Raw genomic sequence first — 16,049 nt, forward strand, 5'->3', positions numbered from 1 at the left:
TCTTGCCCCCGCCGGACTCCGGCCCCGAGCCTCCCCCGCCGCACGCCGTCAGCGTGACCAGCAGCGCCCCCGCCATGAGCGCCCCGGCCGAGCATAAGCACGGCGGCTGCCGCCAGGCACGTCACCGCGACGCCGGTCACCGGGCACAGCGGAGCGTCCAGCGCCCACGCCGCCGTCGCCCAGGCCGCGAGCGCGGGAGGGACGAGTCGCAGGTCCGGCGGACCTTCCTGACGGGGGTGGGAGGCGCCAAGACGCCTCCCGGAGGCTGCGTGCACGGCCGGGCGGGGGCGGGACGGGGGCTGCTGATCCGGGCGGGGCGGCGGTGCCGGTGGGGCCGTCGTCGGTGCGGCAGGCCCCCTGCCGGCCGTTCGCCGGTCCGGGCGGGGCGGCGGTGCGGGTGGCGTCGTCGTCGGCGCGGCCGGTTCCGTGGTGGCCGCCTGCTGGTCCGCCGGCCCCACGAGAGGCGGCTGCCCGCGCCGGCCGTCGGGGGCGTGGCTCATGGCTGTACGAGATTGCGCAGGTCGGCGAAGCGGCGGTCGCCGATGCCGTTCACCTCACGCAGCTCGTCCACCGAGCGGAAGCCGCCGTGCCGCGTGCGGTAGTCGATGATGTGCTGCGCCAGCACGGGACCGACGCCGGGCAGGGTCTCCAGCTGGTCGGCGGTGGCCGTGTTCAGGGACACCGGGCCGGTGACGCCGCCCGCCGCTGCCGCACCGGCCACGCCGCCGGCGGTCGTGCCGCCCCGCCCGGCCGGTGCCGCCGTCGCCGGACCGCCGACGACCACCTGTTCGCCGTCCACGAGGAAGCGGGCCCGGTTGAGTCCGTCGGTGCGGGTGCCCGGGCGGGCACCGCCCGCCGCACGCAGCGCGTCGGCAACACGCGAACCCGGGGGAAGGCGGTGGATGCCCGGGCGGCGGACCGAGCCGCTGACGTCCACCGTGATCATCGGCCCGGCCGAGGCCCCCGCGCCCGGCCCGGGGGCCGCGGCAGCCGCCGCCGGCGCGGGGGCGGCCCCGCTCCCGTCCCGGCCGGTGTGGGGAGCCGCCGCCCGCACCACCTCCGGTGCCTGTACCGGCTGGGTGCGGCCCGCCCAGAAGTGCTGCACGGCGAACCCCGAGGCGAGGACGAGCAGCGCCGTCAGTGCGACGACGCTCCTGCGCTCCAGGCCGCACCTGGTCTGCGCCCACAGCGGCAGCCGGTCGCGGAGGGCGAGCCGGGCCCTGTCCCGCCATGCCGGCACCCCGTCGTGAGTCGCCGCCGGCCCGGCGACCGCGGTATCCGTCGCGGGTCGTGGATCCGGCGGCGCCTGCCCGCTCCCAGGGTGAGCGGCCCAGGGGAGGCCGCCGCGCACGGCGGTGGCCGGCGCTCGGCTCCCCGGCACACGCTCCCCTTCCGCCTGTTCACGGCGCCCGGCGCCGCCGAGGCGCTGGGGAGGGCCGGGCTGTCCGAGCGGGCTGCCGAGTCGCCCGGGCCGGTCGGGGCACCCGGGCTGCGATGGCTCCGCGGCGCGTTCGGGACGTGCGGCCCCGGCGCCGAACAACGTCTCCGCCCGCCTGCGCAGTTCCCCGGCCGACGCCTGCCGGTCGGGCCGCGTCGCCCGGCGGGCCGGTGGGCGGCGGTGGCGGGCGCGGCCGTCGGAGGCCGGGGCGCGGCCCGGTCCACTGGTGGCGATCGCGGTGCGTGAGCGTGGTCGAAGTGCCATGGGCCGAGGATCGGGCACCTCGGCACGCTCGCGATGATCTTGGTCGAAACCCGGGGACTACCGCCCGGTTGTGGACAACTTCACCACTCGGACGAGTGACGGGAGCGGCGGCGGCCCGGTCGTGAGCGCTCGGTCGCGCGCACCCGGCCGACGAAACTCCCCGTCGAGGTGCCCTTCCCCCGCCGGCCTCACCGGTGCGAGACCACGACCCCCAGCAATCCCGGGCCCGTATGGGCTCCGATGACCGCGCCGACCTCGCTGACGTGCAGGTCGGCCAGGCCCGGCACCCGTGCCCGCAGCCGGTCGCCGAGGGACGCCGCCCGGTCGGGGGCGGCGAGATGGTGCACGGCGATGTCGACCGGGGCGCCGCCCGCCCGTTCGGCCACGATCTCCTCGAGGCGGGCGATCGCCTTCGTCGCCGTGCGCACCTTCTCCAAGGGCTCGATCCGGCCACCGGTGAGCTGGAGCAGCGGCTTGACGGCGAGGGCGGAACCGACCAGTGCCCGCGCGGCACCGATCCGGCCGCCGCGCCGCAGGAAGTCGAGCGTGTCGACGTAGAAGAGGGCGGAGGTGCCCCCGGCGCGCTTCTCCGCGGCCGCGACCGCGTCGTCCACGGTGCCGCCCTCCTCCGCCGTCTCGGCCGCGGCGAGGGCGCAGAAGCCGAGCGCCATGGCGACCATGCCGGTGTCGACCACGCGCACCGGCACCGGCGCCTCGCGCGCCGCGAGCACCGCGGCGTCGTAGGTGCCCGACAGTTCGGCGGACAGGTGGAGGGAGACGATGCCGCGGGCGCCCGTGTCCGCGACCCTGCGGTAGGTGTCGGCGAAGAGCTCCGGGCTGGGGCGTGAGGTGGTGACGGGCCACCGCTTCTGGAGCGCCTGCGCCAGCGAACGCGTCGAGATCTCGGTGCCCTCTTCGAGCGCCCGGTCGCCGAGGACGACGGTCAGCGGCACCGCGGTGATGCCGTGGCGCTCCATCGTCCGCGGCGGCAGGTAGGCCGTTGAATCGGTGACGATCGCGACATGGCGGGACATGAGCTGGAGGCTACCTGCTGGGGCGGCCCGACGGCAGCCCGCCCCGGCCCGCGGGGGACGCGTGTGTCCGGATCACGTCGTGCTCTCGGGGCGGGCGCTCTTCTGCCACGGAGGGGTGGGGCGGCGCGCCGGCGGAGTGAGGGAGGGACGGGCCTGGTCCTGCGCCGCGGACTGCCGCGGGCCCTCGGGCCGGGCCTGCCGCGCCGTGCCCGGGCCGGGATCCGGCTCGGCGGCGGGCGCCTCGGGCCACGGCGGCGGAGCGGCCTGGTCGGCGCCGGTCCAGTGGCGCAGGGCGCCGGCCTCCAGGTCGATCTGGGCACTGAGGGTGTCCAGGTCGTCGTCGGCGAAGCGGCGGGCGCGGTCCCGGGCGGCCCAGCGCAGGGAGTCCGCCGAGTCGGTGATGCGCCGGGTGCGCTCGCGCAGGGCCGGCAGCCGCTCGGCGAGCCGGGCCCGGTCCGGTTCGGACTCCAGACGCCGCAACTCGTCGTCGAGTTCGTGCCCGTGCGCGCTCAGCCGCCGGAAGAGGGCGAGGGACTCCTTCAGGGACCCGTCCTCCTCCGCCGACGCGTGCAGGGCGTCCTGCGTGGCGCGCATCGACGTGCGCAGCGCGAGACGCAGCCGGGCCAGCTCGCCCGCCGGGCCCGGCTGGGCGAAGGATCTGGCCCGCAGGGTGTGGTCCTCGACCGCGCGGCGGGCCTCGGTCAGGGTGCGGTCCACGCCGCGTCTGGCGGCGCCGACGGCCTTCACCGCGGCGTAGGCCCCGAGCACGACGAAGAGCAGGAAGAGCACGGCGAACACGGTGACGACTGCTTCCACGGTGCTCCTCCTCGAATCCCCGACGGCACAGGGCACGCTCTTCCACGGTAAACGCAACGGGCAGGCCCGGAGTTCCGGAGGAACCCTGAACCTGCCCGTAGGGGCTGTCCGGCCCGTCGTGCCGCAGACGCGGGGCCGGCACGCCCGCCCGCGGCGTTGTCGTCGCTCCGCGCCGACGCCCTCCTCCGCCGTGCGGCCGCACGCACCGGACCCCGCTCACCCGGGCTGCGGGCTGCCGCCGGACTCCTCCGGCCTGCTCCGCCGCACATACCCCAGGGGACCGCCCCGAGGCCGGCGTCGTCGGCCGGTGACGGGGGCGGGCCACTTACGCCGGGACGATGTTCACCAGCTTCGGCGCCCGCACGATCACCTTGCGGATGCCGGCGTCGCCCAGCGCCGCGACGACCTTCTCGTCGGCCAGCGCCACCTTCTCCAACTCCTCCTCGGAGATGGACGGCGACACCTCCAGACGCGCCTTGACCTTGCCCTTGACCTGGACGACGCAGGTCACGGTCTCGTCCACGACGTACGCCGGATCGGCGACCGGGAAGTCCCGGTGGACGACGGAGTCGGAGTGGCCCAGCCGGTGCCACAGCTCCTCGGCGATGTGCGGGGCCAGCGGTGCGACCATCAGCACCAGCGGTTCGGCGACCGTGCGCGGCACCGGGCGTCCCGCCTTGGTCAGGTGGTTGTTCAGCTCGGTGACCTTGGCGATGGCGGTGTTGAAGCGCAGCGCCTCCAGGTCCTGGCGGACACCGTCGATCGCCTTGTGCAGGGCGCGCAGCGTGTCCTCGCCGGGCTCCTCGGCGGTGACGGTGACCTCGCCGGTTGCCTCGTCGACGATGTTGCGCCACAGCCGCTGCAGCAGTCGGAACTGGCCCACCACCGCGCGGGTGTCCCACGGGCGGGAGACGTCCAGCGGGCCCATCGCCATCTCGTACAGGCGCAGCGTGTCCGCACCGTACTCGGCGCAGATCTCGTCCGGGGTGACCGCGTTCCTCAGGGACTTGCCCATCTTGCCCAGCAGGCGGGTGACCTGTTCGCCCTGGTAGTAGTAGGCGCCGTCCCGCTCCTCCACCTCGGCGGCCGGCACCGCGATGCCGCGGCTGTCACGGTAGACGTAGGCCTGGATCATGCCCTGGTTGAACAGCTTGTGGAACGGCTCAGCGGAGGAGACGTGCCCCAGGTCGTGCAGGACCTTGGACCAGAAGCGCGCGTACAGCAGGTGCAGCACGGCGTGCTCGGCACCGCCGACGTACAGGTCGACGCCGCCGTGCGGCCGGCCCTCGCGCGGGCCCATCCAGTAGCGCTCGATCTCGGGGTCGACCAGCCGCTCACTGTTGTGCGGGTCCAGGTAGCGCAGCTCGTACCAGCAGGAGCCGGCCCAGTTGGGCATGGTGTTCGTCTCGCGACGGTACTTCTTCGGCCCGTCGCCCAGGTCCAGGGTGACGTTGACCCAGTCCTCGTTGCGCGACAGCGGCGTCTCGGGCTGGGTGTCGGCGTCGTCCGGGTCGAAGGTGCGCGGCGAGTAGTCCTCGACCTCCGGCAGCTCCAGCGGCAGCATCGACTCCGGCAGCGCGTGGGCGATGCCGTCCTCGTCGTAGACGATCGGGAAGGGCTCGCCCCAGTAGCGCTGGCGGCTGAAGAGCCAGTCCCGCAGGCGGTAGTTGACGGTGCCCTCGCCGATGCCCCTGCGCTCCAGCCACTCGGTGACGTGCGCCTTGGCCTCGACGACGCCCAGGCCGTCCAGCCGCACCTCCTCGCTCGAGGAGTTGACGATCGTCGCGTCGTGCGCGACGAAGGCGTCGTCCCAGGAGGTGGTGTCGGTGCCGCGGCCGTCGGTGGGCTGCACCACGCAGCGCATCGGCAGTTCGAAGGCGCGCGCGAAGGCGAAGTCACGGCTGTCGTGCGCGGGGACGGCCATGATCGCGCCGGTGCCGTAGCCCATCAGGACGTAGTCGGCGATGAAGACCGGGACCTGCTCCCCGTTGACCGGGTTGGTCGCGAAGGCGCCGGTGAAGACGCCGGTCTTGTCCTTGGCCTCGGCCTGCCGCTCCACGTCGGACTTCGAGGCGGCCTGCGCGCGGTACGCGGCGACGGCCTCCGCCGGGGTGGCGTGACCGCCGGTCCACACCTCGTGCGTACCCTCGGGCCAGGCGGCGGGGGTGAACTTGTCGACCAGCGGGTGCTCGGGTGCCAGCACCATGTAGGTCGCGCCGAACAGGGTGTCCTGGCGCGTGGTGAAGATCGTGAGGTGCTCGCCGTCGATCGGGAAGTCCACGCGGGCGCCCTCGGAGCGGCCGATCCAGTTGCGCTGCTGCAGCTTGATGGCCTCGGGCCAGTCCAGTCCGTCCAGATCGTCCAGCAGCCGGTCGGCGTACGCGGTGATGCGCATGTTCCACTGGCGCAGCTTGGCCTTGAAGACGGGGAAGTTGCCGCGCTCGGAGCGGCCGTCGGCGGTGACCTCCTCGTTGGCCAGCACGGTGCCCAGGCCGGGGCACCAGTTCACGGGCGCGTCGGAGGCGTAGGCCAGGCGGAACTCGCCCAGGACGTCGGCGCGCTCGGCGGCGGTCAGCTCCTGCCAGCCGCGGGTGTGTCCGGGGACGGCGCGCTCACCGCTCTCGAACTGGGCGACCAACTCGGAGATCGGGCGGGCCCTGTCCGCCTCGTCGTCGTACCAGGAGTTGAAGATCTGCAGGAAGATCCACTGGGTCCACCTGTAGTACTCCGGGTCGATCGTGGCGAAGGACCGGCGCTTGTCGTGGCCCAGGCCCAGCCGACGCAGCTGGGCCTTCATGTTGTCGATGTTGGCCTCGGTGGACACGCGCGGGTGGGTGCCCGTCTGCACGGCGTACTGCTCGGCCGGCAGGCCGAAGGCGTCGAAGCCCAGGGTGTGCAGGACGTTGTGGCCGGTCATCCGCTGGAACCGGGCGTAGACGTCGGTGGCGATGTAGCCGAGGGGGTGTCCGACGTGCAGTCCCGCACCCGAGGGGTACGGGAACATGTCCATGATGAACTTCCTCGGCCGGGCGGCCAGCTCCGGGTCGCCCGCCAGGTCACCCTCGGGGTTCGGCGCCGCGTACGTGCCGTCGGCGTCCCAGACGTCCTGCCAGCGTGCCTCGATGGCGGCCGCCGTGGCGGCCGTGTAGCGGTGCGGCGCTGCCTCCGCCGGCTCGGCGGCGGCGGCAGCGGGGTTCGTCTCGCTCATGATCCTCAAAGCTCCATCGATCGTCTCTGCCGGCGAAATGAAAAATCCCCTCGCACAGGAGGGGACGCCGCGCCGATTCCGACCACCCGCTTCACCCGGCGGTCGGGACTGATCAGCGCGGCTCGCTAAGCAGAAGGCGTACGGCACGCATGGCGTCAGGGTACCGCAGCCGTCGAGTACGCCGCGACGAGCTCCGCCGCGGGCCGGAACGCCCGCCATCCGGTTGTGAAGCTCCTGAAAAGTTGAGCGAGGCGCAAAGATTACCCGGCGTAACAGCCGCTATGGGGACAACGGGACGGCCGTGCACCTGTTTGATAACAGCGCAATAACTCAAACGTCCTACCGCTCGGTTTGGCGCGACTTAGAGTTCGTGCTCGGGACCGCCTGCCCGACATCACCGCTCGGAGTTGCCCCCATGAACGCTCGTCGCAGTAACAGCACGCTCCCCAAACCCGGCCGTTCGGCCTACGGGGTGGCGTCGGCTGTCGTCCTGCTCCTCATACCCGTGATCGTGCTCGTCGGAGGTGACCGCGCCCAGGACTTCCTCAACTTCGGCGCGGGCGTCCTCTCCCTCGTCTCCCTGAGCTGCTCGGTCATCTGGGGACTGGTCGCCCAGGACCGGATCTTCCTCAACACGCGCCAGCGGATCGTGGGCCAGGCCGTGCACCGCACGACGGCGGTCGCCTCGATCGCGTTCCTGCTGCTGCACATCACCACCAAGATCGCCCTGGACCACACCCAGCTGATCGCCGCGGTCGTCCCCTTCTCCCTCGGGGTCACCGGCATCGGCGGCCTGATCGGGCTGGGCTCGGTGGCCGGCCTGCTGATGGTCTTCGTGGGCATCACCGGCGCGCTGCGCAGCAACTTCGCCTCCCCGGCCCCGGTGGCGGCCCGCTGGCGGGCGATGCACATGCTGGCCTACCCGGCCTGGGGCGCGGCGCTGGTCCACGGCCTGTACGCCGGCCGCCAGGCCAAGCCGATCTTCGTGATCCTCTACGGCCTGTCCCTGCTCGGCGTCATGGGGGCCCTGGCGCTGCGCTCGGCGCCGCGCCCGGTCAAGCGCCGGGTCGCCGACCGCCTGGTCACGCTGCTGGGCAGTGGGGAACGGCCCGGTCTCGACGACCTGGACGCGAGCCGGGCCAGGGCGGCGGACTCCCCCCTGCCGGGCTACGAGGGAGCTCGGGCGGCCCGGTCCTCGGCCGCCGGCTCCACGGGGTCGCTCCCCCGCGTCCCGGGGCCCGCCGCGTCCTACGGGGCTCCGGCCGCCGCCGTCGCGGAGCCCGCACCCTCCGGCTTCGCCGCGGCCTACCGGGCCGTCTCGACGCCGCCCGCCGGGCAGCCGTTCACCGCCGACCGGACCGCGCGCCTGGACCTGCCGCTGGACCTGCAGGCCACGGAGACGATGCCGCGGATGGACAGCACCGGCGCCACGTCCGGCAGCTGGCCGATCCCCTCCCCGCCGCCCGTCGGCGAGGCGCCCCGGTCGTCCTACGACCCCATGGCCGACACGGGATACACCATCCCCGCCTACAACAATCCGGGCGCGGGCGGGTACGGCGGACGTGACGTGTACGACACCGGTGAGACGAACCCGCTGTACGGCACGTACAACTCGAACGACACGTACAACAGCGGTCCCGCCACAGAAACACCCCCCGGTGCGTCCTTCGACGGACCGGGTTCGGGCGAACCTTGGAACATGCCTTCCGGAGGCTATAGGTGAACGAGGCCCTGCCCGACGTCCCAGAAGTCCGCGTGGTCGGCCTTCCCCAGCTCACGTCGGGCTTCGACCTTGTCGAACGACTCGATCTGCCCATGCACCTGAAGGTGCACGGGCCGCTCGAACCGATGGGCGGCGAGCAGCTCGCGCAGCTCGCCGAGGCCATCAACCTCAGGGGCCGCGGCGGCGCGGGCTTCCCCTTCCACAAGAAGCTGCGGTCGGTCGCCGAGTCGGCGATCCGCCGCGGCGTGCGGCCGGTCGTCGTCGTCAACGGAAGCGAGGACGAGCCGGCCTGCCGCAAGGACACGGTGCTGATCAACCGTGCCCCGCACCTCATCCTGGACGGCGCCCTGCTGTGCGCGGAGGCGCTCGGCGCCCGCACGCTGGTGGTCGGCGTCACCCGGGAGTCCACCCAGCGCTCCATGGAGGCCGCGCTCGCCGAGCGCGGCCTGAGCAACGGGCGCCGGTCGGCCCTTCGCGCCCGGGTGCAGCGCAACCCGGTGCGCATGGTCACCGGCGCCGCCGCGTCGCTGATCCGCTCCATCGACGGCGGCCCGGCGATCCCGCCGGGCCGCAAGGTCAGCGCCTCGCAGAACGGTGTGGGCGGCGCGCCGACGCTGCTGTCCAACGCCGAGACGTTCGCCCAGCTGGCGATCGCCGCGCGCATCGGCCCGGAGCGCTACGGCAACACCGGTCTGTACGACGAGCCGGGCACCGTGATGCTCACGGTGTCCGGCGCGGTCGCCCGCCCCATGGTGATCGAGGTGCCCACCGGTGTGCCCCTGCGCTACGTCCTGCAGCTGGCCGGCGCTCCGCCGGTGCCGCAGGGCGTGCTGACCGGTGGCTACCACGGCAAGTGGATCGACGCGGCGACCGTGAACGAGGCGATCGTCTCGCGCAACTCGCTGGACGCGGTGGGCGGTTCGCTCGGCGCGGGGGCGATCCTGCCGATCACTCAGGAGACCTGCCCGCTGGGCGAGTCGCTCCAGGTCGCCAAGTGGCTGGCCGAGGAGAGCGCCGGCCAGTGCGGCCCCTGCTACCTCGGCCTTCCGGCCGCCGCGCGCGGTCTTGAGGACATCCTGAACGGCGGCGGACCGGCCGCCCTCGAGGCACTGAAGCAGGTCGCCCGGAACGTCAAGAGGCGCGGGGCGTGCTCGCACCCGGACGGCTCCGCGATGTTCCTGGAGTCGACCGTCAAGGCCTTCACGGACGACCTCGCCGCCCATGTCCTCGGCAACGGCTGCGGCCGGCCCGTGCAGGGCGTCCTGCCCCTGTTCGAGGGCGGCAGGGCACCGACGGGGATCCCCGGCGGCGCCGAGGCGGAGGAGACCGGTCCCAGCCGCCAGAAGATCTACGTCGACTGGACGCTGTGCCGGGGCCACGGCCTGTGCGCGGACATCCTTCCGGAGGTCTTCGAACTGGGCGCCGACGGCTTCCCGACCGTCGCCCAGGCGCAGGTGCCGCGGTACGCGGAGCAGAAGGCGCTGCGCGCGGTGCGCCGCTGCCCGGCGCTGGCCCTGCGCCTGGAGGAGGACACGCGCGCGCAGGCACCCTCGCGGAACCTGCCGGTCCTCTCCCAGGGCCGCGGCCGCCGGGCCCTCGGCCGCTGAACACACGGCGAACGGCGGGCCGCCCATCGGGGGCGCCCCGCCGTCGGCCGTCCGGGCCCCGCACCGCCGTACGGAGTCCCGCGCCCCGAGTCCGGGCCTCGCACCGCCGTACGGAGTCCCGCGCCCCCAGTCCGGGCCCCGCACCGCCGCGCGGAGTCCCGCGCCCCCAGTCCGGGCCCCGCACCGCCGTACGGAGTCCCGCGCCCCGAGTCCGGGCCTCGCACCGCCGTACGGAGTCCCGCGCCCCCAGTCCGGCCCCCGCACCGCCGTACGAAGCCCCGCGCCCGCCGTCCGGACTCCGCACCTGCCGTCCCGGTCCGGCACCCGCTGGGCGCTCGTCACCGGTGAAACGCCGAAGGCGGGTCATCCGATCGGATGACCCGCCTTCGTTTCTGTGGAGCTAAGGAGAATTGAACTCCTGACCTCCTGCATGCCATGCAGGCGCTCTACCAACTGAGCTATAGCCCCTCGCGGTCAGTGCGGCGGAGCCGCATTCTCACCGTGCCGCCCGGTTCCCCCGGCGGCGACGCCAACATTACACGGTCCCAGGGGTGCCACACCAAATCGCTTTCCGTTGTGTCCGATATGTCAGGAAGGCCGGAAAATTCGGCAAGTACGCCCGGACGAACACAGGCCGCCGGGCCCCCTCGCAGGGGGCCGGCCCGATCACGCCGTGACGAACGAATAGAACCGCTTGAGTGTGCAGTGCTCCTCCAGGAGGCGGCCGTAGATCGGCTCGCCCTCCAGTTCGCGGTACGTCTCGATGGGGTCGCCCTTTATGATCAGCGCCCGCGCGCACTCCTCGCACCAGTACTGGTAGTCGGGGTTGACCGGCTCCATGTCCCGGACGATCGGCGTGCCGCTGCCGCACCAGTCGCACTTCCGCCTGTGGGCACCCATCGATCAGCTCCAGCTGTGGCCGCAGGCCGTGCACACGTACGAGATCCCGCCGTTGTCGCCGAGGACTTGCGCCACGTGGAGGGAACCGCAGGAGGGGCAGCTGAGGCGGGTGACCGTGTCCCGTGTCAACGCCCCGTCGTGGAGGCGGTCGACCTCCACGAGGATGCTGGCAGGCATCGCTACTCCCTCCCGTCGGGCCGCGCCCCCTTCCGGCCGTTTGATTCTGCCACGGCCGGGCCGATACGGTCAGCGACGCCTCGGTACCAGTCCGGCCACGGCACCCGCCGTCGCCGTCCCGGCCAGCGCGTACACGCACGCCGAGAGCGCCTGCGCAGAGGTATACGCCCCCGGGCCCCCGAGTGACTCAAGCCGGTCAGGAACCAGCGTGCTCGCGCGCGGAGCCGCGCCGCGCCCCCTCGCCGGGCAACAGAAAATCCCGCCCCTGCCGGGACGGGATTATTCTGATCGGATCTCTGACGGCTCGACAGCGAGTCGTCCGTGGAGCTAAGGAGAATTGAACTCCTGACCTCCTGCATGCCATGCAGGCGCTCTACCAACTGAGCTATAGCCCCTCGTCCCACGCGGCTGAGCCGCATGGTCTCTCGCCCCGCTCGGCGGGGCGAACAAGAAGAACTTTAGCCTGCGACCTGCCGGAAAGTGAAATCCGGGGTCCCGGGTCGCCCCGGGACGGCTCAGTCGTCGTCGCCGAGGACCGGCTCGGGCAGGGTGCCGGCGTTGTGCTCCAGCAGCCGCCAGCCGCGGGCGCCCTCGCCGAGGACGGACCAGCAGCAGTTGGACAGGCCGCCCAGGCTCTCCCAGTGCCGGGCCTCCAGGCCGAGCAGGCGCCCGATCGTCGTGCGGATCGTGCCGCCGTGGCTGACCACGACCAGCGTGCCGTCGTCGGGCAGCTTCTCGAGGTGCCGCAGCACGACGGGAGCCGCGCGGTCGGCGACCTCGGTCTCGAGTTCGCCGCCGCCGCGGCGCACGGGCTCACCGCGCTTCCACGCGGTGTACTCCTCGCCGTACCGGGCGATGATCTCCTCGTGCGTCAGCCCCTGCCAGACGCCTGCGTAGGTCTCCCGCAGGCCCTCGTCCTGGGCGACGTCCAGACCGGTGAGCGCGGCCAGTTCGGCGGCCGTCCGCCGGGCCCGCAACAGGTCCGAGGAGACGATCGCGTCCGGTCCCAGGGACGCCAGCAGCCGGGCGGCGCGGCGGGCCTGCCCGATGCCGGTCTCGGTCAGCTCCACGTCCGTGGTGCCCTGAAAGCGGCGCTCCACGTTCCAGGACGTCTGGCCGTGCCGCCACAGGATGATGCGGCGGCCCCGGCCGGTCCCGTCACCGGCGCCGCTGCTCACCAGGCACCGTCCGGCTCCGCCGCCTCCCCTGCGGCCTGCTGCCGGGCGTGCTCCTCGGCCTTGCCGCGGGTGGCCTTCGCGTCCTCGGGCAGCTCGACCTCGGGGCAGTCCTTCCACAGCCGCTCGAGCGCGTAGAAGACGCGCTCCTCGCTGTGCTGGACGTGGACGACGATGTCCACGTAGTCGAGCAGGATCCAGCGGGCCTCGCGGTCGCCTTCGCGGCGCACCGGCTTGGCGCCGCGCTCCTTCAGCAGCCGCTCCTCGATCTCGTCGACGATCGCCTTGACCTGGCGGTCGTTGGGAGCGGAGGCGAGCAGGAAGGCGTCCGTGATCGACAGCACGTCGCTGACGTCGTAGGCGATGATGTCGTGCGCGAGCTTGTCGGCGGCCGCCTGGGCGGCGGTGTCGAGGAGTTCGAGGGAGCGGTCGGTTGCGGTCACTGCCAGGCTTTCCGTCGGTGGTCACTTGATGTCAAGGGTCTCACGGACCGCCGGGCACGCCCCACCCGTCGAAGCGATCAGGGGCCGGCGCCGCCCGGACCCCACCACCGCGGGGCCCGTCCCGCGGAGCACCGGCCTGCGGGAGCCCGCCGCACCGGGCGGCCTCCCGCAGGTCCCGTCAGGACGCCGGGTCGTAGTCCCGGCCGAGGACGACCGACACGTCGGCGTTCGAGGTGACCTTGCCCTGGGCGACGGACCCGGCGGGCAGACCGAGGGTCTTGGCGACCTCGGTGGCGTTCTCCTTGCCGGCGGCGTCGGCGTAGAGGACCTTCGAGGTCTGCCGCACCTCGGACGCCGTGCCGGCCTCGATGAAGGTGAAACCGCCGTTCAGCAGGGCGACGCGGGCCTTGTCGGTACGGTCCTCGCCGCCGCCGGCGTTCTGCACGGACACCCGGACGGCCGTCGACTGCTCGGGGCTCCTCGCGGTGCCGCCGAGGACGTCCTTCACGACGCTTTCGCTGGTCTGCGCGCTGAGCCTGCCGTCGTTCTGCACCGGCAGCAGCGCCGTCCTGTAGTCGCCGCCCTTGGCGAGGTCGGCGAGCTTGGCCAGGAAGGTGCCGAGGTCCTTGTCGGTGAGTGAGGGGTCGAGGATCTGCGCCAGTGTCTGCACGGTGACGGTGGCGGCCTGCGGGTCGGAGGAGATCTTGCGCAGCACGCCCTGCATGACCTGGCCGAACCGCTGCAGCTGGGCGTTCGCCGACTCCCCGGAGGCACGGTGGGTGGCGTAGGCGACGGCCATCCTGCCGCTGAGCGTCTGGTCCTCGCCCCGGTGGACGAGGGGGGCGGTGCCCTGCTTCTTCGCGTCCGGGTCGGGCACGTCGGTGTCCGTGTCCACCTCGATGCCGCCGACCAGGTCGACGAGGTTCTGCAAGTAGGGGGTGTCCAGCCGCCACGTGCCCTGGATGCTGGTGCCGAGGACGGTGTCGAGCTGGTCCCGGGTGCCGGCCGAGCCGTCGTCGTCGACCGACTCGGCGAGGGTCGTGCCGCTGCCGTCGTCGGAGGTCAGGGCGAGCGTGTTGGGCAGCAGGACGGTGGTGCCCTGCCGCGTGGTGGTGTTGTCGACGAGCAGCGCCGTCGAGGTGCCGCCCTTGACGGTGTTGTGCAGGTGGACGACGATCACGTCGCGTTTCTGGGCGGCCGCGGGGGTGGCGGTGCCGGTTCTCCCGCCGGAGGACGACACTCCGGGCAGCTTCCCGGCGTACCAGAGATAGCCGACACCGCCGGCCGCCGCCAGCGCCAGCACGACGACCAGGGCGACGACGCGGCCGCGGGCCCGGCGGCGGGCCTCCTCGCGGCGCTCGGTGCGGTTCTCCGTGAACTTCAGCCAGTCGATGACGTCCTCGGAGTGGTCGTCCGGTTCCTCGACGAAGGCGAACTGCTCGGTGTGGTACTCCCGGTCCCCGGTCCCCCGGTCCGGCTCCTGCTCCGCCGGGCGGGCCTGCTGCGGGATGCGCGGGGCCGTCGCTGCGTCCCCGGACCGCAGGCCGGGGGCCTCGGTACGGCCGTAGGCGTCGTAGGGCGCCGCCGGCCCCGCGCCGGGGGCCTCCGGCCGACCGGACCCGTAGGTGCCGTGAGCGCTCCGGGAGCCGTAGGTGCCGTCAGTGCGCTCGGAGCCGTAGGGGTCGTAGGGAGGCACGGGCGCCTGGCGGCCGGTGTCGTAGCCGTCGTGGGACGGCGCGGACTGCTGCCCGCCCGTCGCGTACGGCGCGGACTGCTGCTGCCCGCCCGTCGCGTACGGCGCGGACTGCTGCTGCCCGCCCGTCGCGTACGGGTCGTAGGGGTCCTGCTGCCCGTACGGCCGGCCGTAGGCGTCATAGGCCTGCTGCGGGGCCTGCTGCGCCGGGATGTGCCGGTACACGGGCTGCCCGTACTCGTCGTAGCCGACGAGCTCGTACTGGTCGCCCCCGTAGCCGGCGTCGTATCGGTCGTTCACCTGTCCCCCTCCCGACTCACTCGCCGCGGTACAGCTGTCGCTTGTCGATGTAGCGCACGACGCCGTCCGGCACCAGGTACCAGACGGGGTCGCCGGCGGCGACTCTCGCACGGCAGTCGGTGGACGAGATGGCGAGGGCGGGCACCTCGACGAGGGAGACGCCGCCCTCGGGCAGTCCCGGGTCGCTCAGGTGGTGGCCGGGCCGGGTGACGCCGATGAAGTGGGCCAGGGAGAACAGCTCCTCGGAGTCCCGCCAGGTGAGGATCTGGCCGAGGGCGTCGGCGCCGGTGATGAAGAACAGGTCGGTGTCCGGGTTGAGCGCGCGCAGGTCGCGCAGGGTGTCCACGGTGTAGGTGGGGCCGCCGCGGTCGATGTCGATGCGGCTCACGGAGAACTGCGGGTTCTCGGCGGTCGCGATCACCGTCATCAGGTACCGGTCCTCGGCCGGGGAGACGGCGCGGTGGCTCTTCTGCCACGGCTGCCCCGTCGGGACGAAGACGACCTCGTCCAGGTGGAACTGGGCGGCGACCTCGCTGGCCGCCACCAGGTGCCCGTGGTGGATCGGGTCGAACGTTCCGCCCATGACACCGAGGCGGCGCTTGCCCGGCGTCGACGGGCCGCTGCCGGGTCCCCGCTCCGGGCGCTTCACCTGGTCACTCGCCGGACCGGTAGGCATGTCCTGCTCTCCCATGCGTGCAGACCCTACCGGCCCGGCATGAACGCGTCGGCCGACGGACCCCCGGGACCGTCCGGAACGGCGCCGCCGCGGCTCAGCGGTCGCGGTTGAAGCGGGTGGTGATCCACAACAGGAGCAGCAGGATGAGGAACGCGCAGCCGCCCGTGACGAACGGGCTCAGGCTCTCGTGGTTGCCGCCGTGCTCCTCGCCCTCGGCGGCAAGGGTGACCAACTGGGCTGCGGCACTGTGGAAGCTCATCTTCGGCAGGACCTAACGGGTGTGGGCGGGATAAAGATGTCGGCCCATCGTAAGCGGCGGCCCACCGGCCGATCACGCCGACTCCGCCGTGGGAACCGTCCCGGCGCCTCAGTCGTCCTTCTGACGGTACCCGCGCAGCAGGAACCACCCGGTGAGCACACAGCCCACCACCATCACGATCAGGACGACCCGGAGCAGGTAGCCCGACCCCTGGTCCCGGGCGGCCGCGTCAGCGGCGTCGACAAGCCAGGCGGCTGCGGGTCGGCTCTCCATGGCGGGACTCCTTCGCTGTACTGCCCGACCACGGTAACTCCGCTTAGGGTGGGCGATGCCTCG

At 73.2% G+C, this 16,049-nt stretch carries 14 protein-coding genes and 2 tRNA genes; 2 read left to right on the forward strand and 14 right to left on the reverse strand.

Annotated features, from left to right (window positions below):
• Positions 1-496 precede the first annotated feature (496 nt).
• The 4 genes from ACWDNY_RS22755 to leuS form a co-directional block, all read right to left on the reverse strand.
• Positions 497-1,702 (reverse strand): helix-hairpin-helix domain-containing protein, encoded by a 1,206-nt coding sequence (locus ACWDNY_RS22755; RefSeq protein WP_451647631.1) that lies wholly within the window; start codon positions 1,700-1,702, stop codon positions 497-499.
• 188 nt (positions 1,703-1,890) lie between these two features.
• Positions 1,891-2,736 (reverse strand): DegV family protein, encoded by an 846-nt coding sequence (locus tag ACWDNY_RS22760; protein WP_451647632.1) that lies wholly within the window; start codon positions 2,734-2,736, stop codon positions 1,891-1,893.
• A gap of 72 nt (positions 2,737-2,808) precedes the next feature.
• The gene (locus tag ACWDNY_RS22765; RefSeq protein WP_451647633.1) at positions 2,809-3,552 is read right to left on the reverse strand and encodes a hypothetical protein; all 744 of its coding nucleotides are present in this window, start codon (positions 3,550-3,552) and stop codon (positions 2,809-2,811) included.
• A 325-nt stretch (positions 3,553-3,877) separates the two neighbouring features.
• On the reverse strand, positions 3,878-6,760 hold the full coding sequence (leuS, locus tag ACWDNY_RS22770) for a leucine--tRNA ligase (RefSeq protein ID WP_451647634.1): 2,883 nt from the start codon (positions 6,758-6,760) through the stop codon (positions 3,878-3,880).
• A gap of 415 nt (positions 6,761-7,175) precedes the next feature.
• Here leuS and ACWDNY_RS22775 point away from each other — a divergent pair, with 415 nt between their 5' ends.
• Complete coding sequence (locus ACWDNY_RS22775; protein WP_451647635.1) at positions 7,176-8,483, forward strand: cytochrome b/b6 domain-containing protein; 1,308 nt, start codon at positions 7,176-7,178, stop codon at positions 8,481-8,483.
• Positions 8,480-10,090: an NADH-ubiquinone oxidoreductase-F iron-sulfur binding region domain-containing protein gene (locus tag ACWDNY_RS22780; protein ID WP_451647636.1), complete on the forward strand. Its 1,611-nt coding sequence runs from the start codon at positions 8,480-8,482 to the stop codon at positions 10,088-10,090. The genes ACWDNY_RS22775 and ACWDNY_RS22780 overlap by 4 nt, the downstream gene beginning before the upstream one ends.
• Positions 10,091-10,485: 395 nt before the next feature.
• On the opposite strand, the gene ACWDNY_RS22785 is transcribed toward ACWDNY_RS22780, so the two are convergent.
• The 10 genes from ACWDNY_RS22785 to ACWDNY_RS22830 form a co-directional block, all read right to left on the reverse strand.
• Positions 10,486-10,558: transfer RNA gene (locus tag ACWDNY_RS22785), tRNA-Ala, on the reverse strand.
• A gap of 198 nt (positions 10,559-10,756) precedes the next feature.
• Positions 10,757-10,990 (reverse strand): hypothetical protein, encoded by a 234-nt coding sequence (locus tag ACWDNY_RS22790; protein WP_003976229.1) that lies wholly within the window; start codon positions 10,988-10,990, stop codon positions 10,757-10,759.
• A gap of 3 nt (positions 10,991-10,993) precedes the next feature.
• Positions 10,994-11,167 (reverse strand): hypothetical protein, encoded by a 174-nt coding sequence (locus tag ACWDNY_RS22795; protein ID WP_451647637.1) that lies wholly within the window; start codon positions 11,165-11,167, stop codon positions 10,994-10,996.
• A gap of 322 nt (positions 11,168-11,489) precedes the next feature.
• Positions 11,490-11,562 (reverse strand) — tRNA-Ala (locus ACWDNY_RS22800).
• 120 nt (positions 11,563-11,682) lie between these two features.
• Positions 11,683-12,348: a histidine phosphatase family protein gene (locus ACWDNY_RS22805; RefSeq protein ID WP_451647653.1), complete on the reverse strand. Its 666-nt coding sequence runs from the start codon at positions 12,346-12,348 to the stop codon at positions 11,683-11,685.
• Positions 12,342-12,785, reverse strand: coding sequence for a ribosome silencing factor (gene rsfS / locus ACWDNY_RS22810; RefSeq protein WP_451647638.1), 444 nt, complete (start codon positions 12,783-12,785; stop codon positions 12,342-12,344). The genes ACWDNY_RS22805 and rsfS overlap by 7 nt, the downstream gene beginning before the upstream one ends.
• Before the next feature lie 178 nt (positions 12,786-12,963).
• The gene (locus ACWDNY_RS22815) at positions 12,964-14,778 is read right to left on the reverse strand and encodes a LytR C-terminal domain-containing protein (protein WP_451647639.1); all 1,815 of its coding nucleotides are present in this window, start codon (positions 14,776-14,778) and stop codon (positions 12,964-12,966) included.
• A gap of 16 nt (positions 14,779-14,794) precedes the next feature.
• Entirely contained in the window at positions 14,795-15,469 is a 675-nt protein-coding gene (nadD, locus tag ACWDNY_RS22820) for a nicotinate-nucleotide adenylyltransferase (protein WP_451647640.1), read from the reverse strand.
• Positions 15,470-15,548: 79 nt separating this feature from the next.
• Positions 15,549-15,713, reverse strand: a complete 165-nt coding sequence (locus ACWDNY_RS22825; RefSeq protein ID WP_451647641.1) for a hypothetical protein — start codon at positions 15,711-15,713, stop codon at positions 15,549-15,551.
• A 108-nt stretch (positions 15,714-15,821) separates the two neighbouring features.
• Positions 15,822-15,986: a hypothetical protein gene (locus ACWDNY_RS22830; protein WP_451647642.1), complete on the reverse strand. Its 165-nt coding sequence runs from the start codon at positions 15,984-15,986 to the stop codon at positions 15,822-15,824.
• Positions 15,987-16,049 lie beyond the last annotated feature (63 nt).

The organism is Streptomyces sp. NPDC003697 (assembly GCF_053587115.1).